Genomic DNA, 15530 nt, shown 5'->3' with positions numbered 1-15530 from the left:
GGTTAAAAAATAGAGAATCAGTGCCCGGTCTCCATGGGCGTGCTGATTATCTGCTCGAACTCCTCCTTGCTCAGGTAGTGGGGCTCATACTCTTCCCCATACTTCTCGAGGTTGGATACGAACGCCCTCAGGTGGTTCCTCGAGCCCTTCATCAGATTCTCGTAGAGGAGCTTTACGTCCTCGTTGTCCGTCTGGGACAGCCTCTCCTTCAGGTCCACGATGTCTATCTCCTCAATGAGCGCTCCCACCTTCAGCGCATCCACCTCGGACTTCTCGCCGGTCCTCACAAGCTCGTCGTATAGCTTCTGAAATTCAGGGTTCGTGAACTCCCCGTATCCGTCCTTCGCGGGATCCTCGAGCCCGTACTTGTCAATGAGCGCCTTAACCGCGTCCATGTGCGTCTGCTCACTCCGGGCAATGTTCTCGAATATCCTCAGGCCCCACTTGTCGTACAGGGCCTGATACACGTCCCTCGCGAGCTTCTCCTCCTCCCTCATGTAGAGGATTCCGCTCCTCTCCTCCACGCTCAGCTGCTGCACCGGAAGCTGGTTAACCTGATCCACCAGCTGGGTGCTGACGTCACCACCTTTGTCCACATATCCCCCACTTGTCCCCGGCTGGGGAGTGAGAGTGGCAGGCTGCTCTTCCTGAGCGCATCCGGCAAATGCCGCGACCACGAGAAGCATGGCCGCAAGCAAGACTTTCCTCATACCATCACCCCCGTAACGTAAACGATCCCGCCGACCACATGAGCGCCACCGCAACGCTGATCTTTGCAAGATTTCTCTTAACACTTACGGTGTGTTTCAGCAGGTAGTACATTGCCCTATAGTTAAGGAAAAGATGTACCAGACCGACTGCCACCATGGAGAAGCCGAAGTACGTGTGCACCTCCTCGAGAGTTTCCTTGTCCATTCCCATCCACGTCCACCCGGTTTCTTTAGCAATCCTTCCTGACGGGGCGAAGTACAGCCCGATTCCGGTAACCAGTATCACCACGAATCCTATCACAAGCAGCACGTCCACTGCGGCCCGGAGGGATCTTCTCGACATTTTTCATCACCATCCTACACGTGTAATATTTCACTTACACGTGTATAAAAACGTTGCGTTGTGTTGACAAGAGAAGAACTGCCGCAAGTAGATAGACAAGCACACCAAACCAGGCCTCCAAGCACCTCAGAAATCTCCAGAAACAGAAGGCCTGCCAGACCTCTTTAGAGCTGAAAGAAGAAGAGACCCAATCTCCCAAAATCGGGAGTGGGTCCGCCCGGATTCGAACCGGGGACCTTCGCCTCGTCAAGGCGACGTCATAACCACTAGACCACGGACCCCTTAATCTCGCAGAATGCTTAGATTAATAAAAATTTTGGTAATCACATCTTAACCCTTCTAACCGCAAGGTACTCTGGCCTGCCATCCCGGAAGACGGGGTAGAGGACTGTTTTGTTGACCGCACTGCTCAGCCTGACATCGCATGCCAGCTCCATCATCGAAACGGCCTCTCTCAGCTTTACCAAGTACTTTGAGTGCCTGAGCTCGGAAACGCTCCTCACGTACTCGTAGACCCTGAAATCGCTGCCAAATTTGAAGCCTGTCTTCACCATGAACCTCCTCTCCCTTAGATCTTTGTATACCGCGTACCTCCTCTCGAAGTTTAGTACGTTCTGCCTTCCGAAGCTCAGGACTTTCTCCTCATCCACGCTGGAGGAGAGAAAGCCCTCTTCCATCAGGTAAAGCGCCTCGAAGATCGACAGAACTACTCGATTCCCCTTCTGAACCCCGTAAAAGTACTTTCTGTGCAGCTCGAGGTAGTCTGTCACAAAGAACCCGTTTGCAAACCTCGCCTCAAACTCCCTGAGCTCTTCGCTGTGGTTCCCCGTGCCGTCAAATCTTTCAAGCAGGAAGTACGTTACCTCTGCCTCGCTGTCGACAACGGCCAGCTTTTTTCCCGCGCGCCGAAGGAGGTCTGAGGTCTCGAAAACATCGTCCTCGCTTACAGGCAGGTACTCGCCCATATCCCCGAAGTCTGCCCTGACACCCCTGTCTCTCAAGTCAGCATAGACGAAGTACCTCACCGGGTCGCAGAGGGAGAAGAGGTCGTTGAAGTCAACGGCCTTCTTGCCGTCATAAACCTCGAGCGTGCCCTTGTGGACGAGGTATGCTGCCTCTTCCGGGAGGAGGACGACCCTGTCCCCTTCTCTCCTTCCGAACCTCCTTGTGATCAGCCTCTGTGAGAAGTCCACTGTTACCCTGTCTCCACTGAGCTGACCCTTCATCGCTCCCATGTCATCTGGAAAGAATTTAAATGTGCCGAGGATAAACTTTAAATTCAATACCTTGGTGTGTCCAATAGAGCCGCCGTAGCTTAGCTGGTAGAGCGCCGGACTGTTAATCCGGTGGTCGCAGGTTCGAATCCTGCCGGCGGCGCTCTCCGGACTTTCTCGGAAATGGGGATTCTAAAATTTGAAAGAGCCTATCAAGCAAAGTTTTTATAACAACAAATGTAAACCTTTTTATGGTCAAAACCGAGAGGGTTGAATTCGACGGGAGAATCTCTCCACTCTCCCCGCTTGAGGAGAAAATTATGAGCTTTCTTTGGGAGAAGGGGCCGTCTCACGTGTCCCTCATATCCGAGGACATAAATGCCTCGCTTTCGAGTGTCGCCGCAACTCTCGACAGGCTCGTCAAAAACGGACTGGTCGAAAGAAAGCAGGAAAGGGTGGACGGGCGCAGAAAGTTCGTCTACTACCCCAAGATGACGAGAGAGGAGGTCACGAGGAGGTTCGTCGAAAACGTTCTCGACAGGCTCGTTGAGAACTTCGGTGAGCTGGTGATAGAGTACTTCCACAAGAAGGGGGCAAAGAAGTGAACGCTTTTGAGTGCGCACTCGCATGCATCCGGGATTCTCCCCTATTTTTTCCATCTCTTCTCGTCTTCTCGGGCACACTCGTGTCTCTGGGTGGGTACCTCCTCGTCAGGAACAGTCTGGAGAAGCTCAGATTCTACTGGTTCGCGAACGTGCTCGCCCTGATCAACGCACCGATACTCGCACTCTCCATGTCCTGCAGCATGGGTCTCTTCATCAGAGCCTACCTCGCGTACGCGACAGTCGCGCTCCTAACGCTCGTAACCTTCCCCTATGCTTTCAAGAGGTACCTCAAGAGGAACTACGGGTTCGAGAGAGATGAGGAACTCGAAAGGCTCGCGGGGCTCGAGAGAGTGTACGTGCTCAATACATCCATACCCAAGGCGTTCACCCTCGGCAGAGAGGTTTTTGTCTCTGCAGGAATGCTGGACCTGCTCGAAGAAGATGAGCTGTTTGCCGTCCTGACACACGAGAAGTTTCACGTTCTCGAGAACAGAACCCCGCTCGTCAGCAGGCTGAAGTACCTCACATTCCTTCCACTCTCGCAGGACAGGATTGAGCTCATGGCCGACAGGTACGCGGAGCGCATCGCTGGAAAGAATGCCCTTGAGAGGGCAAAGAAAAAGATAGAGGAGTTCTACGGTTAGTGCTCCAGCTCGATGTCCTCCTCATTTATCACCTCATCCGGGTCGGCATACCAGCTGGCGTTCCTTCTTCTCAGGATCAGATACACCACAACCAGCCCGGCACCCATCACGACCACTGGGTAGTACCAGAGGCCAGCAAAGACCCCCTCCTTCGGAGGGTTCGCGAGTATCTCCTTCCCATACATCGACTGCAGCTCGGCCACGATCTGCTCCTTGCTCATGCCCTGCTCGATCATTCCCCTTATTTCCTCCCTCATCACCTCCGACGTCGCGCAGTCGCAGTTCTCCAGCACCTTTCCGCAACCACAGGAGCAAAGCACGTCCTTCTCCACATCGCTAACCTGCAGAGCGGATGTGATTCCTGCCTCTAAAAGCAGGAGGGCGATGAGGATGAGAAAGAGCCTCATGCCCTCACACCACCCTCTGCTTTAAAAACAAAGTCGCTGACGAGCCTCCTCGGAATGAGGGCGAACAGCCCTCCCGCGGTCAGAATCCAGCACCCGAGCCATATCAGGTTGACGGTTGGCTCAATCTTGACCTCGAACAGTGCCGAGTTCTCGCTTGCACCGTTGAATATCAGATAAAGATCCTCCGGAAACTCCGTGTAAATATCCACCCTCCTGATCTCCTCACCGCTGCCGGTCTTGTACTTCTCGATCGCTGGCCTGAGCACTCCCAAGAACTCGCCACCCTTCCAAATCTCCACGTTGGCATACCACACCACCTTCAGGTCGCTCTCCTCGAACTGCAGGCCCCTGTAGACGAGCGTGTAATCCCCAAACGTCTTCTGCTCCCCGACGCTCATGTGAACATTCTCAAACGTCTGGGTGTAGACACCGCCTGCAACCCCGATGAAGACAATCAGCAGGCCGAGATGTGCCGTGTAGCCGCCGTACCTCCTCCTTCTCCTCAGTATCACCTTGATGCTGCTCAGGTTACCGTACTCCTCCCTGAACCTTGATGTGTCCCACACATACTGCTGGATGTGGGTCGTGAGCGAGAAGAGGAAGATTGAAAGGGAGACCGCCATCTCTACTCTGAGCTGGAGAGCAAGCGACGTGATCAGTCCGATAGCGAATGCGGCGGCTGGGAATCTGAGCCTCCTGACCAGATCCTCACCTCTCGCCCTCCTCCACGGAAACGCTATGCAGAACCCGAGAAGCACCACGAGCAGCAGGTCGAGGGGAGTGATGACCTGATTGTAGAACGGCGGGCCTATCGTAACCTTGTACCCTGCAACTCCCTCGCTTATCAGAGGAAATATCGTTCCCCAGAAGACCGTGAGGGCTGAAGTGACGAGTATCAGGTTGTTGAACAGGAACGTCGCCTCCTTGGAGGCCACCGACTCGATGACATCCTCGCTTTTTATGTAGCCCCTCCTCTCGTAGATGATCCAGAGCGTCAGGGCTGGAACGCCAACCAGCATCGCCATAAACGGGAGCGTCAGATTGCTCTGTCCAAAGGCGTGAACGCTGCTTATTACGCCGCTCCTCGTTATGAACGTGCCGAGGATGACGAACTCGAACGTTATGAACGCCAGCAGTATGTTCCACAGCTTCATACCCCTCCTCGCCTCCTGAATCATCACGCTGTGCATGAGTGCCGAGAGAGTGAGCCACGGAAGGAGTGAGGAGTTCTCAACAGGATCCCACGCCCAGTAACCGCCCCATCCGAGAACCCTGTACGCCCATATCGCCCCCCAGAATATCCCCTGAGTCAGCCAGATCCACGTGAAGACTATCCACTTCCTCGCCCTGAAGACCCACCTGTCGTCGGCGAGCAGAACGCCCGATATCGCGAGGGCGAAGACGATGGCCGATCCGGCATACCCCAAGAAGAGGGTCGGAGGGTGAACGACCATCTCCGGGGTTTGGAGCAGGGGATTCAGCCCTATTCCGTCTGCAGGCACGAACCCGAGCTCCTCAAACGGGTTGGACACGGTGGAGAGCAGGAAGAGAAAGAAGGTCATAACGGACATCGCAGCCAGCAATGTGTACGCGGAGAGGAGGTCTTTCCTCTCGAGTTTAAGGTACGCGTAAATGTATCCCGCCAGTATCAGTGTCCAGAGGAGCAGGGAGCCGTCCGAACCTGCCCAGAAGGCCGTGAGCTTGTAGAAGTCCGGGAGGTTTCTGCTGGAGTAGGAGGCGACGTACTCCACCCAGAAGCTGTCGGTAAGGAAGTAGTAGGTCAGAATTGCGGACGCGAGGGTGACGAACAGGATCGTGGCGTAAATTGCCCTTTCACCGAACCTCAGCATCGCGGCATCCCGGTTCCTGACTCCCGAGTAGAGTCCCCACAGCGAGGCAAGAGATGCCGCGAGCGCGAGAAGAATTGACACATACCCAGCGTTCACGGGAGCTCACCTCACTTAAAGTCCCAACTCTCTCCGTCTCTCCCCTTTCCCCCTCGTCCGCTTCTGCCGAAGCCGTAGGCGACTGCGGCAGTAGCAGCGATTCCAAGGAGATACAGGGGGAGCATGCTGACCTGCCTGCTGTCCTCCTCCACTGACTCAACCTGTCTGACAACAGCAGAACTCCCGTACAGACGTGCGTACTCCTCGACGATCTCCTCCGGTGTCTTACTCTCAGCCATCATCCTGCTGATTTTTGCCCTCTCCTTGACAGCATCTTCACACTGGCAGTCTGCGAGGACTTCGCCACAGCCACAGGGGCAGTAGACCTTCTCCTCAACCTCTTTCGTGCTGAACTGCGCGTTTGCTGCACTAACAAGCGCGAAAACGATCAACACAAGCACCAGCAAACTCCTCATCCCATCACCTCCATGCAATTAGCAAGAAACACACTCAAGACCTCCTGACAAAAGCCACAGTCACCAGAACCACCGCAGAGAGAATCAGCACAAAGCCCGGTGCTTCTTTCCCGTCCACACGCTCCGGATTCCCGGGTAGGGAGCCAGAACTCAGTTCAGCACCGTTGCTGTACCCATCACCATCGCTGTCCATCTCAAGGAGTTTTTCCGTGAGCCCACCCTCAGCTGCAAAATCCCTTCCAAAGGGGTTCAACCCCCCATATCCGGAACTCTGAACGTGGCAGAGCGTGCACCTCTTGATTTCGTCCGGATATTCTTTAAACTCCTTCATGTACTCAGGTCTCGCAAGAGAAGGCTGGATGAGCAGTGAGATGGCAAGCATCGCGAAGACCGTGGCTTTCAGCAAGCTCTGCACCATATTTACAACAAATGTAAAATATGTTTATAAACCTTTTCAACGCTGTTAAATCATGGAGAATGCGAACAGCATGCTCAAAGGACAATCCTTATAAACACTTTGGGTTAGCCGTTAATCAGCGGGCCGGTAGCTCAGTCTGGGAGAGCGCCGCCTTGGCATGGCGGAGGCCTGGGGTTCAAATCCCCACCGGTCCATTTGATTTGAGCCGCTAAAGGGTGCTGGACGTAAGACAGGAACTCCAGAAACTTCCGCTCGACAAAATCTGACAGGTTGAGGATGTATTCTAATAAATATCTTGTTGAAACTCTGAATTTCGCATCAAAAACTTGACATATTTTAAGGAGACAACAGTATCATTTTAGTGGGTCAATCCTGACAATACCCTCAACTTCATCGAACAGTCTGTCGGTTGAAAGTATTCTCTCCTTTTCATGAATTACATGAGCCAGATGTATCGAATCGAAGATATTCAGCTTTGAGTATCTTTTAAGCAGGTTAGATGAAATCTCAAGAACCTCTTTGCTTAAGGGAAGAATTTTCACGCCAAGCTCCTCAATCCTCTCAGGAACCTTCACCGCCTCATCTCTTCCGAATTCTCTGATGAGCACAATCTGACACTCCACGATTGTAATTGCCGAGGTAACAAACTCCTCATTTATTGATTCCAGTTTCCTTTTCACGATATCTTTGAGCCAGTCCTTTTCCTTTATCTGAGACAGGATGACATCAGTGTCCAGATACATCCCTGACTCTCCTTTCAAGCCTCTCCTTGATCATCTCGTATGCGTAATCCTCAGCCTCAGCATGGACTCCCTTTTCAAGGAGAACCACGAGTCTTGCGCCGTATCTGAGAGCTTCAGATCTTGAAGAAAACACCTTCTTTCTTACGAGCTCATCAAGTTCCTTAACCAGACCTTCCGGAAGTGAGACTGGAATTACCAGCCTTCTTTTTTCAGCTGCCATATCTGTTACTGCTATACAATAGTATATTTAATTGTCGACCAAAACACCCTAACCCCTTGCAAGTAACACTTGAATTACACACCCATTAAAAACACCAATTAGGAGAACTTTTCTCCCACGCAACTGAACTTTTACCATTTAAGCAAATCTCCAAAAATAATCGCTTGAGCCTCTCAACTCAAACTTCAAACCATCATCCCAGCAATAACAACCGCAAAGACCGTTCCTATCAAATCTGCGATGGTCGTTATAGTCGGAATTGAGACGTTGTCCGGGTCGAGGCCGAACCTGTGGAAGATGTGGACGAACACCGCGGAGACGAGCATGACGAAGGACATTATCAGGATGTACATCGGGACAAAATAGGGATAAAAGACAACCTTTCTCGAGAGGACGAGCTCGGATATAAGGTACCCGCCGCTATAGATCACGCCAGACACAACAAACCCCGTGGTTATTAATGCGAGGATCTCCTTCACCACTGACTCGTCGAAGAAGCCCTCGAAGTACCCCAAGTGCAACCGCGTAGAGGTTTTTGCTGCCACAACCCCGCCGTAATTCCCGAGACTCCCGAGGAGTGCTGGATAGATGACGCTGACTATCGCGGACTCGTGAATGACCTCGCTGTAGCTCTGCAGAACTCCACCGGAAATTGAGCTTATGGCGGACAGGACGAGCAGGATTCCGGAGACCTCGAAGAACGTCCTCCTCTCTATCCTGTAGTGCATCGACATTGACAGTATGATTAAGAGAGAGAGCAGAAAGAGGGCGTAGAATGACATCTCGTGGTACTCGTACATTAGGATGAAGAAAATCAGTATCGGGATTGTCAGGAGGTCTGCCATCGACGTTATCAGGGGAGATGCTATTGAGTCCGGGTCGAGCCCCCTCCTGAACGGGACGATCGTTATTATCGCCGTCGAGTACCCGAGCAGCAGGCTCACGAAGACGGTCGAGGCGAAGAGGATTAGGAGGGCGAAGAACGCCATGTGTATGTGCCCGGTTTTCAGAGTTCCGACGATCCAGAGCAGGAATATGGGGAGAACCGAGAGGACGACGCTCAGGTATATGTTCTCTCCAACCCTCCTTTCCCTCAGGCTGGCCTGAATCTCACCGAGGTACAGTGCGGTGGTGAATCTGGAGGCGAGGGAGCCGAATATGTTTCCTCTAAGCCCCATGAGGCCGGGAAGGACGACGAGAAGGACGGGATAGGAGATCATGAGCTTGTCGAAGTACTTTCCAAGAAAAGTTCCGGAGACGAAGTTGAATCCGAGGCTAATCAGGAGGGCTGGGAGGGTAATCTTCCAAGCGTTCTTCAGTGCGCTCCTGAACGTACCCTCCCCGGCCTGATCCACACATATCCCCTCGGGAGGGGACTCTGGGGGAGGGAATAAATATAGTTTTCCAAAAACAGAAAAGGGTCAGTAGGGCGTTGCCCAGCTCTCCTCGTCCTTGTAGACGGCCTCGTTGATCACCATTCTGCCCTTCACAACAGGCTCAGGCTTCCTGACCGCCTCGATCCTGTAGAGCGTGGATGTGTAGAAGTTGTAGTCTATCTTCGCCCCGAACTTCTTGACCACCGGGAGCTTCTCTTGGAACCTGAAGAAGTTCTTCTCGTCCTCTGGATAGACGTTGAACTTCCTCCTCAGATCGGTTATCACGAAGCCCATGTCGAGGATCATCTTCTGGATCTCGTACCACTTCTTCCTTGAGGCTTCGAGGGTTGTTATGCCGAAGTAACCAGCGCAGCCCTCTCCCTTTAAAGCGGAGACGCCCCTGCTGAGGAAGAGCCTGAGTCCCGGCAGCGTCTCAACAGGGTCGGTTACGAAGAGGTCGAACTTCCCCTTAAACTTTTCCGGGAGCTCATCCTGAACGTCGCACACCTCAGCCGTCACTGGAAGGGAATACTCGTCTGCGACCCTGTTGATGAAGTCAATGAGTCTCTCGTCGGCATCAATCACGCTTATCCTCTTGGGCATCTCAGTGAGGGCCGACGCTATGCTCAGAAGATCGTCGTCACCAACCACAAACATCTCGGCGTTGAGCAGGTCTCCCCTCTCGTATATGAACTCAACCCTCTTGATCACTCCCTCCGGGCTTATGAACCCCTGATCGAAGACCTCAGACGTCTCGGGCCTGTCCTTGGCGATCTCCTTGTACTTCTGAAGGATCTCCTCGAAGTCCTTGGCTATCGAATAGCCCGTGCCGTCGCAGCTCTTGCACCTCACGTCTATGTTGACTGCACCGAGTTCGGAGATGTACTTCCTGCCCTCCTCCGTGAGGGAGACCTTTCCGTCCTCCACCTTGATGAGGCCTTCCCTTTCAAGCTCCTCAATCAGCTCGAAGAACTCGGGAAGGCTCGCATCCTGACTGTCTATGAGCCTGTAAACCGAAACCGGCCCGGAAGAAAGGGTCTGAAATATCTGGTTCCTGATTCTCCGCATCATGCTTCTAACCCCTGTCAAGGACGTAATGCCTGTACGACTCGGGCTTGAACTTCTCCAAAAACAGCTCAAAGGCTTTGTCGGTCTTCCTCGTATCTCCGCAGGTGAAGATGTCGAGGTTCACCAGCCCGTACTCTGGCCATGTGTGCAGGGAGATGTGGCTCTCGGCTATCAGAACAACCCCCGTCACGCCGTAAGGCTCAAACTGCTTGTAGTGAGAACTCACCTTCGTAAGCTCTGCCTCTCTGACCACGCTCTCTACAATCTCCCTCACATCCTTCTCATAGGAAATCAACTCCTTTGGAACTCCATACAGTTCCGCTATGATATGCTTTCCTACAATCATCTTCATCACCTGATCTGTTTTCTGGCATTTTTTCCACCTCTCAGGATTGAAATCGCAATATTAAATCAGCTTAATACCTGTTTTGGGACTGAATTTCTGGTAATACCTTGTGATTTTTAAAGTTTTCGCAGAACGTATTGAAATCGTCACTTTATTTCTGAAATGAAACGGAAATTATCGTTTTCTTTGAGTTTATTCCGGAAATCTCAGGCCATTTTCGAACAATTCCGCAAATTCTGTGTAGTTTTGCAGCAGACTTTATCAAATTTAATATTCCTGTAATGGTATAATTATGGAGACCCCGGCAGAAAAAATTTTAAATCCTCTTTTAAACTCAAGCTTCATACTCTGCAGGCTGCGCCCGTAGGAGGCGTTTGCCGTAGCACTACGGGGTGATGAAATGCTGGTAGAGAAGAGTGTACTGGAAGAGAAGATTGCAGAGGCGATTAACGGAGCCAAGCCGAGGAAGTTCAGGGAGAGCGTTGAGATAGCGGTCAACCTAAGGAATCTGGACATGAAGAAGCCGGAGAACAGAATTGATCAGGTCGTGCTTCTGCCGAAAGGTCTCGGAAAGCCAAGGAAGATCGGTGTGTTTGCGAGAGGAGAGACGGCTCTGAAGGCCAAGGAGGCAAATGCCGACGTGGTCATCTCTCCTGAGGAGATAGACGACCTCGCCAAGAACAAGAGGGAGGCGAGGAAGCTCGCCAACAGGATGGACTTCTTCATAGCCGAGGCACCTCTGATGCCGGAGATCGGTAAGAAGCTCGGTCCCGTTCTCGGACCGAGGGGCAAGATGCCCCAGCCGATTCCTCCCGGTGCCGATCCAACGCCGTTCATTCAGAGGCTCAGGAACTCTGTCAGAATAAGGACGAGGGACAAGCTCACGTTCCACGCGCCCATTGGTACGAGAGACATGGAGCCCTCAGACCTCGCGGACAACGCCATGGAGATTCTGAAGGTTGTTGAGAACAAGTACGATAACGCCCAGCAGGTTGTTAAGTCGGTGTATGTTAAAACCACCATGGGTCCTGCAGTGAGGGTGATCTGAAATGTCAGCGGTCAGGGGTAAGGTTCCACAGTGGAAGGTCGAAACCGTTGAGGAGATCAAGAGGATTTTCAGGGAGTATCCCGTGGTGGGCATCGTCGGATTCAGGGGCGTACCCTCCTCCCAGTTCCAGAGCATCAGGAGGGACATGAGGGGAGAGGTCCTCATCAGGGTCGTGAAGAACTCACTCCTAAGGCTCGCGCTCGAGTCGCTCGGCGGCGACTACAAGAGGCTCGAGGACTACATTGACGATCAGGTTGCGATTGTCGCGACCAAGCTCAACCCGTTCAAGCTCTACAAGAAGCTTGAGGAGACGAAGGTTCCGTCTCCGCTCAAGCCCAATCAGGTTTCACCTGTTGATGTTGTTGTTGAGGCGGGCCCGACGAACTTCCCGCCCGGCCCGATACTCGGTGAGATTCAGGCTGGTGGAATTCCGGCCGCAATTGAGAAGGGCAAGATCGTTGTAAAGAGCACCGTGACGGTGGTAAAGGCCGGAGAGGTTGTGAAGCCAGAGGTCGCGAGAGCACTTAACCTCCTCGAGATCAAGCCCATAAAGATAGGGCTCGAGACAAAGGCCGTCTTCGAGAACGGAATCATATTCACACCCTCGGATCTGGCAATTGACGAGGTCAAGGTCTTCGAGGACTTCGTTGAGGCTGCTAAGAAGGCACTCAACCTGGCGGTCAACGCCGCGTACGTTACTGAGGAGACGGCAGAGATACTCATCCAGAAGGCGTTCATGGACGCGAAGAACCTTGCAATCAACGCCGTCATTTACGAGCCAGAGGCCATGCCGGACATTCTCGCCAAGGCCCACTCGGAGATGCTCTCCCTTGCATCACTGCTCAGCGACGATGCCCTCGACGACGAGCTGAGGGAGTTGCTCAGCTCGAGGCCAGCCGCTCAGACTGCTGCGGCTGAGGAGAAGGTGGAAGAGAAGGCTGAAGAGGAGAAAGAGGAAGAGGAGGAAGAAGAGAAGGAGGAGTCCGCTCTCGAAGGATTGGGAGCGTTGTTTGGTTAGATTAACGGGGTGATGGAAAATGGAGTATGTGTATGCTGCGTTGTTGTTGCACTCAGCGGGAAAGGAGATAACCGAGGAGAACGTCAAGGCTGTGCTTGAGGCTGCTGGAATCGAGGTAAACGAGGCGAGGGTCAAGGCCCTCGTGGCTGCGCTTGAGGGCGTGGACATCGACGAGGCAATAAGCAAGGCCGCCTTCGCTCCAGCTGTTGCGGCTCCTGCTGCAGCTGCCGCTCCTGCAGAGGCTGGAGCTGCAGAGGAGAAGGCAGAGGAAGCCAAGGAAGAGGAAGAGGAGCAGAAGGAAGAAGAGGCACTCGAGGGACTTGGTGCCCTCTTCGGCTGAACTCCTTTTTTATTTTTATGAAAAAACAGCTTGCAATTCTCCTCGAGCAGCTTGAGGTTTTCAAGAGTCCAAAACTGTCGCTCGAGCAGTACCCCACACCCTCTGGGCTTGCGGGAGAGCTTGCCGTCACCGCATCCCTGCTCGACAAGGATGTGAAGGTTTTCGCAGACTTGGGCTGCGGAACGGGGATTCTGGCAATAGCCTTCAACCTCGCAGGCTTCAGAACGTTTGGGGTGGACGTGGATTTAGAGGCTCTCAAGATTGCCGTGAGAAATGCGGAGAGGGTTGGGACAAATGTTGATTTCGTGCTCGCCGACATCAGGCACTTCTCACTAAAGAGGAGGGTGGGTGTGGTGATGAACCCGCCCTTCGGCATAAAGAGGAGGCATGCGGATCGCCCCTTCCTCGAGAAGGCTCTGGAGGTTGGAGAGGTCGTATACTCCATACACTCCGCCGGCTCTCAGGAGTTCGTCGAGGGGATGGCCAGAAGCGAGGGGTTCAGGGTTACCCACCTCTGGAGGTATCAGATCCCGCTCAGGAGAACATACAAGTTCCATGAAAAACCATATAAATACATACCCGTAGAGGTATTTAGAATGGAGAGGATGTGAAGATGTTTGTGTTTCCGGGTGATTTTCTGGGTTATGCTGAGGAGTACGTTCCGGGGGAAGGCGTTTATGAGGAAGAAGGAAAGCTGTACGCCGCCACTGCGGGAGAGGTTGTTGTAGAGGACAAGGTCATAAAGGTGAGGACAGTAAAGGAGATTCCGGAAGTGGGGAAGAACGACATAGTTGTTGGGAGAGTTGTTGACACGAGGAATAGCTTTGCGATGGTTGAGATAGTGAGGAAGAAGGGCAGCGAGAGAGCACTGAGGCACTACGACAGGGCACTGCTGCACGTCTCGAACATAAGCGAGGGCTACATGAAGAACCTCGAGAATGGTGTAAGGTACTGGGACATAATAAGGGCGAGGGTCATTGACAACAACCTCAGGCTGTCAATCAAGGAGGAGGACATGGGAGTCATAAGGGCGATCTGCAGGGTCTGCGGCACCCCTTTGGTTAGGGAAAAGGATAAGCTTAAATGCCCGGAGTGTGGGAATGTGGAGAGGAGGAAGATATCCAGCTACTACGGAAGCGGAGAGTGGTGAGAGATGGAGGTTAAGGTTATAGAGCTGACGGACGATTACGCAAAGCTCCTGATAAAGGGTGAGGACCACACGTACCTGAACCTGCTCCAGTACGAGCTCGTAAACGATGAGAGCGTCCTTCTTGCCAAGTACAACGTCCTGCACCCGCTCAAGGACGAGGCGGAGTTCATGATAAGGACGTCCGGAAAGAGCCCGATAGATGCCCTGAGGGAAGCGAACGAGAGGATAATCTCGAAGGTCGAGGAGGTTCTCTCACAGCTTTAACCTCAATTTTAATGCGTAAAGCTCCTCGAAAAACAGCTTCTTTTTGCCCACGATCTCCCACTCGTACTTTGACCTGCTGAGGTAGTCTCTGAGAGAGTCGAAGGTTGTTGAGGACGAGATGATTATTATTCTGCCATTCTCTGATAGATTGTCCGCGATCTCCTCGAGAAACCTTACGGTGACCTCCACACCGTCCTTACCACCATCAATTGCCTTTTCGAGCCAGTCTCCCCTCCTCTCCCAGTCCTCGAGCCTCAGATAGGGTGGGTTGAAGAGGATCAGGTCGAACCTCTTCTTTATTCCCCTCGCAAGGTCAGTTATGACACATTCAATCCCGAAACTCCTTGCACACCTCGCAGCGTGGGGGTTTATGTCCGTTGCAAGAAGAAAGCTGCACCTCTCCTGCAGGAAGTAAGAGACGAAGCCACTTCCTGTCCCAACCTCCAAAACCGAGTCGCTTTTCCTGACCTCTTTCAGAGCACACTCTAAAAGAAGCTCGGAGTCCTCTGCTGGCTCATAGACATTCTGACAGTCTCGCGTAAACCTCCGGAGGAATGTTTTCCGGTCTCTCATCTTCATAGCCCTCCACATCGCAGTCAACTCCAAGGCTCCTGAGCACCTTCCCGAACTTCTTCCTCCTGCTGCTGAACGCGGCCCTCAGCAGGAGGTCGAGCTTCTCCACATCCCTGACAGCAATCTCCGGCTCGGGGTAAAGCCTGACTATGGCCGACTCCACCTTGGGCCTCGGCCTGAAGGCGGATGGTCTAACAATCTCGAGAATCTCCGCCCTGCAGAACGCCTTTACCATGACGCTCAGCCTTCCGTAGCTCTTGCTCCCTTCCCTCGCAACCAGCCTCTCGGCGAACTCCTTCTGGTACATCACGACCGCAAGGTCGAATTTGTGCTCAAGCAGCCTGAATGTGAGCTCTGATGAGATGTTGTAGGGGATGTTCGAGACGAACTTGTTGAACTCCGGCCACTCAACCCTGAGCGCATCACCCTCAATTAGGACGAACCTGTTCTCCGAGATTTCATGCGAAAACTTCTTTTTCAGCAGATCCACGAATCTCCTGTCCTTCTCTATGCCGTAAACAACTCCTGAGCTCTTGAGCAGGTAGGAGGTCAGGTTGCCGGTTCCGCACCCCACCTCGAGTACGGCATCACTCTTGCTGAGCTCTGCATATCTAACAATCCTCGACAGAACCCTCCTGTCAACAAGGATGTGCTGCCCTTCTCTCCTGTAAAATTTCATAA

The 15530-nt window shown here is 52.9% G+C and carries 22 protein-coding genes and 3 tRNA genes; 10 read left to right on the top strand and 15 right to left on the bottom strand.

Annotated elements, in window-relative coordinates:
• Window positions 1-17: 17 nt before the first annotated feature.
• The 4 genes from GAH_RS05450 to endA form a co-directional block, all read right to left on the bottom strand.
• Window positions 18-710 (bottom strand): DUF2202 domain-containing protein, encoded by a 693-nt coding sequence (locus tag GAH_RS05450; RefSeq protein ID WP_048095182.1) that lies wholly within the window; start codon window positions 708-710, stop codon window positions 18-20.
• A gap of 4 nt (window positions 711-714) precedes the next feature.
• The gene (locus tag GAH_RS05445; RefSeq protein WP_052747775.1) at window positions 715-1053 is read right to left on the bottom strand and encodes a DUF4405 domain-containing protein; all 339 of its coding nucleotides are present in this window, start codon (window positions 1051-1053) and stop codon (window positions 715-717) included.
• 208 nt (window positions 1054-1261) lie between these two features.
• Window positions 1262-1334, bottom strand: a tRNA-Val gene (locus GAH_RS05440).
• Between the two features lie 42 nt (window positions 1335-1376).
• Window positions 1377-2279 carry a tRNA-intron lyase gene (endA, locus tag GAH_RS10345; protein WP_052747774.1) on the bottom strand — a complete coding sequence of 301 codons (903 nt, stop codon included), beginning with the start codon at window positions 2277-2279 and terminating at the stop codon, window positions 1377-1379.
• A gap of 78 nt (window positions 2280-2357) precedes the next feature.
• Between endA and GAH_RS05430 the strand changes: the two genes are divergently transcribed.
• The 3 genes from GAH_RS05430 to GAH_RS05420 all read left to right on the top strand — a co-directional run bounded on the left by GAH_RS05430 (window position 2358) and on the right by GAH_RS05420 (window position 3516).
• Window positions 2358-2430 (top strand) — tRNA-Asn (locus tag GAH_RS05430).
• An 88-nt stretch (window positions 2431-2518) separates the two neighbouring features.
• Window positions 2519-2872, top strand: coding sequence for a BlaI/MecI/CopY family transcriptional regulator (locus tag GAH_RS05425; protein WP_048095180.1), 354 nt, complete (start codon window positions 2519-2521; stop codon window positions 2870-2872).
• On the top strand, window positions 2869-3516 hold the full coding sequence (locus tag GAH_RS05420) for a M48 family metalloprotease (RefSeq protein ID WP_156967401.1): 648 nt from the start codon (window positions 2869-2871) through the stop codon (window positions 3514-3516). Before GAH_RS05425 ends, GAH_RS05420 begins: the two co-directional genes overlap by 4 nt.
• Here the strand turns inward: GAH_RS05420 and GAH_RS10340 are convergent.
• The 4 genes from GAH_RS10340 to GAH_RS05400 are packed head-to-tail and all read right to left on the bottom strand — an operon-like array spanning window position 3513 to window position 6703.
• Window positions 3513-3923 carry a cytochrome c-type biogenesis protein gene (locus GAH_RS10340; RefSeq protein ID WP_052747773.1) on the bottom strand — a complete coding sequence of 137 codons (411 nt, stop codon included), beginning with the start codon at window positions 3921-3923 and terminating at the stop codon, window positions 3513-3515. The genes GAH_RS05420 and GAH_RS10340 overlap by 4 nt on opposite strands.
• A complete protein-coding gene (locus tag GAH_RS05410; RefSeq protein WP_048095176.1) occupies window positions 3920-5869 on the bottom strand; it encodes a heme lyase CcmF/NrfE family subunit in 1950 nt (649 codons plus the stop codon). Before GAH_RS05410 ends, GAH_RS10340 begins: the two co-directional genes overlap by 4 nt.
• 11 nt (window positions 5870-5880) lie before the next feature.
• Window positions 5881-6285 (bottom strand): cytochrome c-type biogenesis protein CcmH, encoded by a 405-nt coding sequence (locus GAH_RS05405; RefSeq protein ID WP_048095174.1) that lies wholly within the window; start codon window positions 6283-6285, stop codon window positions 5881-5883.
• A 34-nt stretch (window positions 6286-6319) separates the two neighbouring features.
• On the bottom strand, window positions 6320-6703 hold the full coding sequence (locus tag GAH_RS05400; protein WP_048095172.1) for a thrombospondin type 3 repeat-containing protein: 384 nt from the start codon (window positions 6701-6703) through the stop codon (window positions 6320-6322).
• Between the two features lie 120 nt (window positions 6704-6823).
• Between GAH_RS05400 and GAH_RS05395 the strand changes: the two genes are divergently transcribed.
• Window positions 6824-6897 (top strand) — tRNA-Ala (locus tag GAH_RS05395).
• Between the two features lie 159 nt (window positions 6898-7056).
• Here GAH_RS05395 and GAH_RS05390 read toward each other — a convergent pair.
• The 5 genes from GAH_RS05390 to speD form a co-directional block, all read right to left on the bottom strand.
• Window positions 7057-7446 carry a type II toxin-antitoxin system VapC family toxin gene (locus GAH_RS05390; protein WP_048095170.1) on the bottom strand — a complete coding sequence of 130 codons (390 nt, stop codon included), beginning with the start codon at window positions 7444-7446 and terminating at the stop codon, window positions 7057-7059.
• A complete protein-coding gene (locus tag GAH_RS05385) occupies window positions 7430-7666 on the bottom strand; it encodes a ribbon-helix-helix domain-containing protein (protein WP_048095169.1) in 237 nt (78 codons plus the stop codon). The genes GAH_RS05390 and GAH_RS05385 overlap by 17 nt, the downstream gene beginning before the upstream one ends.
• Before the next feature lie 185 nt (window positions 7667-7851).
• On the bottom strand, window positions 7852-9021 hold the full coding sequence (locus GAH_RS05380; RefSeq protein WP_052747772.1) for a magnesium transporter: 1170 nt from the start codon (window positions 9019-9021) through the stop codon (window positions 7852-7854).
• 66 nt (window positions 9022-9087) lie between these two features.
• The gene (locus tag GAH_RS05375) at window positions 9088-10113 is read right to left on the bottom strand and encodes a bis-aminopropyl spermidine synthase family protein (protein WP_048095167.1); all 1026 of its coding nucleotides are present in this window, start codon (window positions 10111-10113) and stop codon (window positions 9088-9090) included.
• Between the two features lie 4 nt (window positions 10114-10117).
• Window positions 10118-10456 carry an adenosylmethionine decarboxylase gene (gene speD, locus GAH_RS05370; protein ID WP_048096769.1) on the bottom strand — a complete coding sequence of 113 codons (339 nt, stop codon included), beginning with the start codon at window positions 10454-10456 and terminating at the stop codon, window positions 10118-10120.
• A 400-nt stretch (window positions 10457-10856) separates the two neighbouring features.
• Here speD and GAH_RS05365 point away from each other — a divergent pair, with 400 nt between their 5' ends.
• The 6 genes from GAH_RS05365 to GAH_RS05340 are packed head-to-tail and all read left to right on the top strand — an operon-like array spanning window position 10857 to window position 14276.
• Entirely contained in the window at window positions 10857-11504 is a 648-nt protein-coding gene (locus GAH_RS05365; RefSeq protein WP_048095165.1) for a 50S ribosomal protein L1, read from the top strand.
• Window position 11505: 1 nt separating this feature from the next.
• Complete coding sequence (locus GAH_RS05360; protein ID WP_048095163.1) at window positions 11506-12522, top strand: 50S ribosomal protein L10; 1017 nt, start codon at window positions 11506-11508, stop codon at window positions 12520-12522.
• 19 nt (window positions 12523-12541) lie between these two features.
• Window positions 12542-12862: a 50S ribosomal protein P1 gene (rpl12p, locus tag GAH_RS05355; RefSeq protein WP_048095161.1), complete on the top strand. Its 321-nt coding sequence runs from the start codon at window positions 12542-12544 to the stop codon at window positions 12860-12862.
• A 17-nt stretch (window positions 12863-12879) separates the two neighbouring features.
• Window positions 12880-13473, top strand: coding sequence for an METTL5 family protein (locus tag GAH_RS05350; RefSeq protein ID WP_048095159.1), 594 nt, complete (start codon window positions 12880-12882; stop codon window positions 13471-13473).
• 2 nt (window positions 13474-13475) lie between these two features.
• Window positions 13476-14012: an exosome complex RNA-binding protein Csl4 gene (locus GAH_RS05345; protein WP_048095158.1), complete on the top strand. Its 537-nt coding sequence runs from the start codon at window positions 13476-13478 to the stop codon at window positions 14010-14012.
• Window positions 14013-14015: 3 nt separating this feature from the next.
• Window positions 14016-14276 carry an RpoL/Rpb11 RNA polymerase subunit family protein gene (locus tag GAH_RS05340; protein WP_048095156.1) on the top strand — a complete coding sequence of 87 codons (261 nt, stop codon included), beginning with the start codon at window positions 14016-14018 and terminating at the stop codon, window positions 14274-14276.
• On the opposite strand, the gene GAH_RS05335 is transcribed toward GAH_RS05340, so the two are convergent.
• Together GAH_RS05335 and rsmA are read right to left on the bottom strand one after the other, a co-directional pair.
• Window positions 14265-14855 (bottom strand): HemK2/MTQ2 family protein methyltransferase, encoded by a 591-nt coding sequence (locus GAH_RS05335; protein WP_245603975.1) that lies wholly within the window; start codon window positions 14853-14855, stop codon window positions 14265-14267. The two genes, GAH_RS05340 and GAH_RS05335, sit on opposite strands and share 12 nt — an antisense overlap.
• The gene (gene rsmA / locus GAH_RS05330) at window positions 14791-15528 is read right to left on the bottom strand and encodes a 16S rRNA (adenine(1518)-N(6)/adenine(1519)-N(6))-dimethyltransferase RsmA (RefSeq protein ID WP_048095151.1); all 738 of its coding nucleotides are present in this window, start codon (window positions 15526-15528) and stop codon (window positions 14791-14793) included. The genes GAH_RS05335 and rsmA overlap by 65 nt, the downstream gene beginning before the upstream one ends.
• Window positions 15529-15530: the final 2 nt, after the last annotated feature.

Origin of the sequence: Geoglobus ahangari, from assembly GCF_001006045.1 — an archaeon.
GTDB classification, from domain to species: domain Archaea; phylum Halobacteriota; class Archaeoglobi; order Archaeoglobales; family Archaeoglobaceae; genus Geoglobus; species Geoglobus ahangari.
The sequence above is the reverse complement of the archived record's forward strand: the minus strand, read 5'-3'. Positions and strand labels throughout refer to the sequence as shown.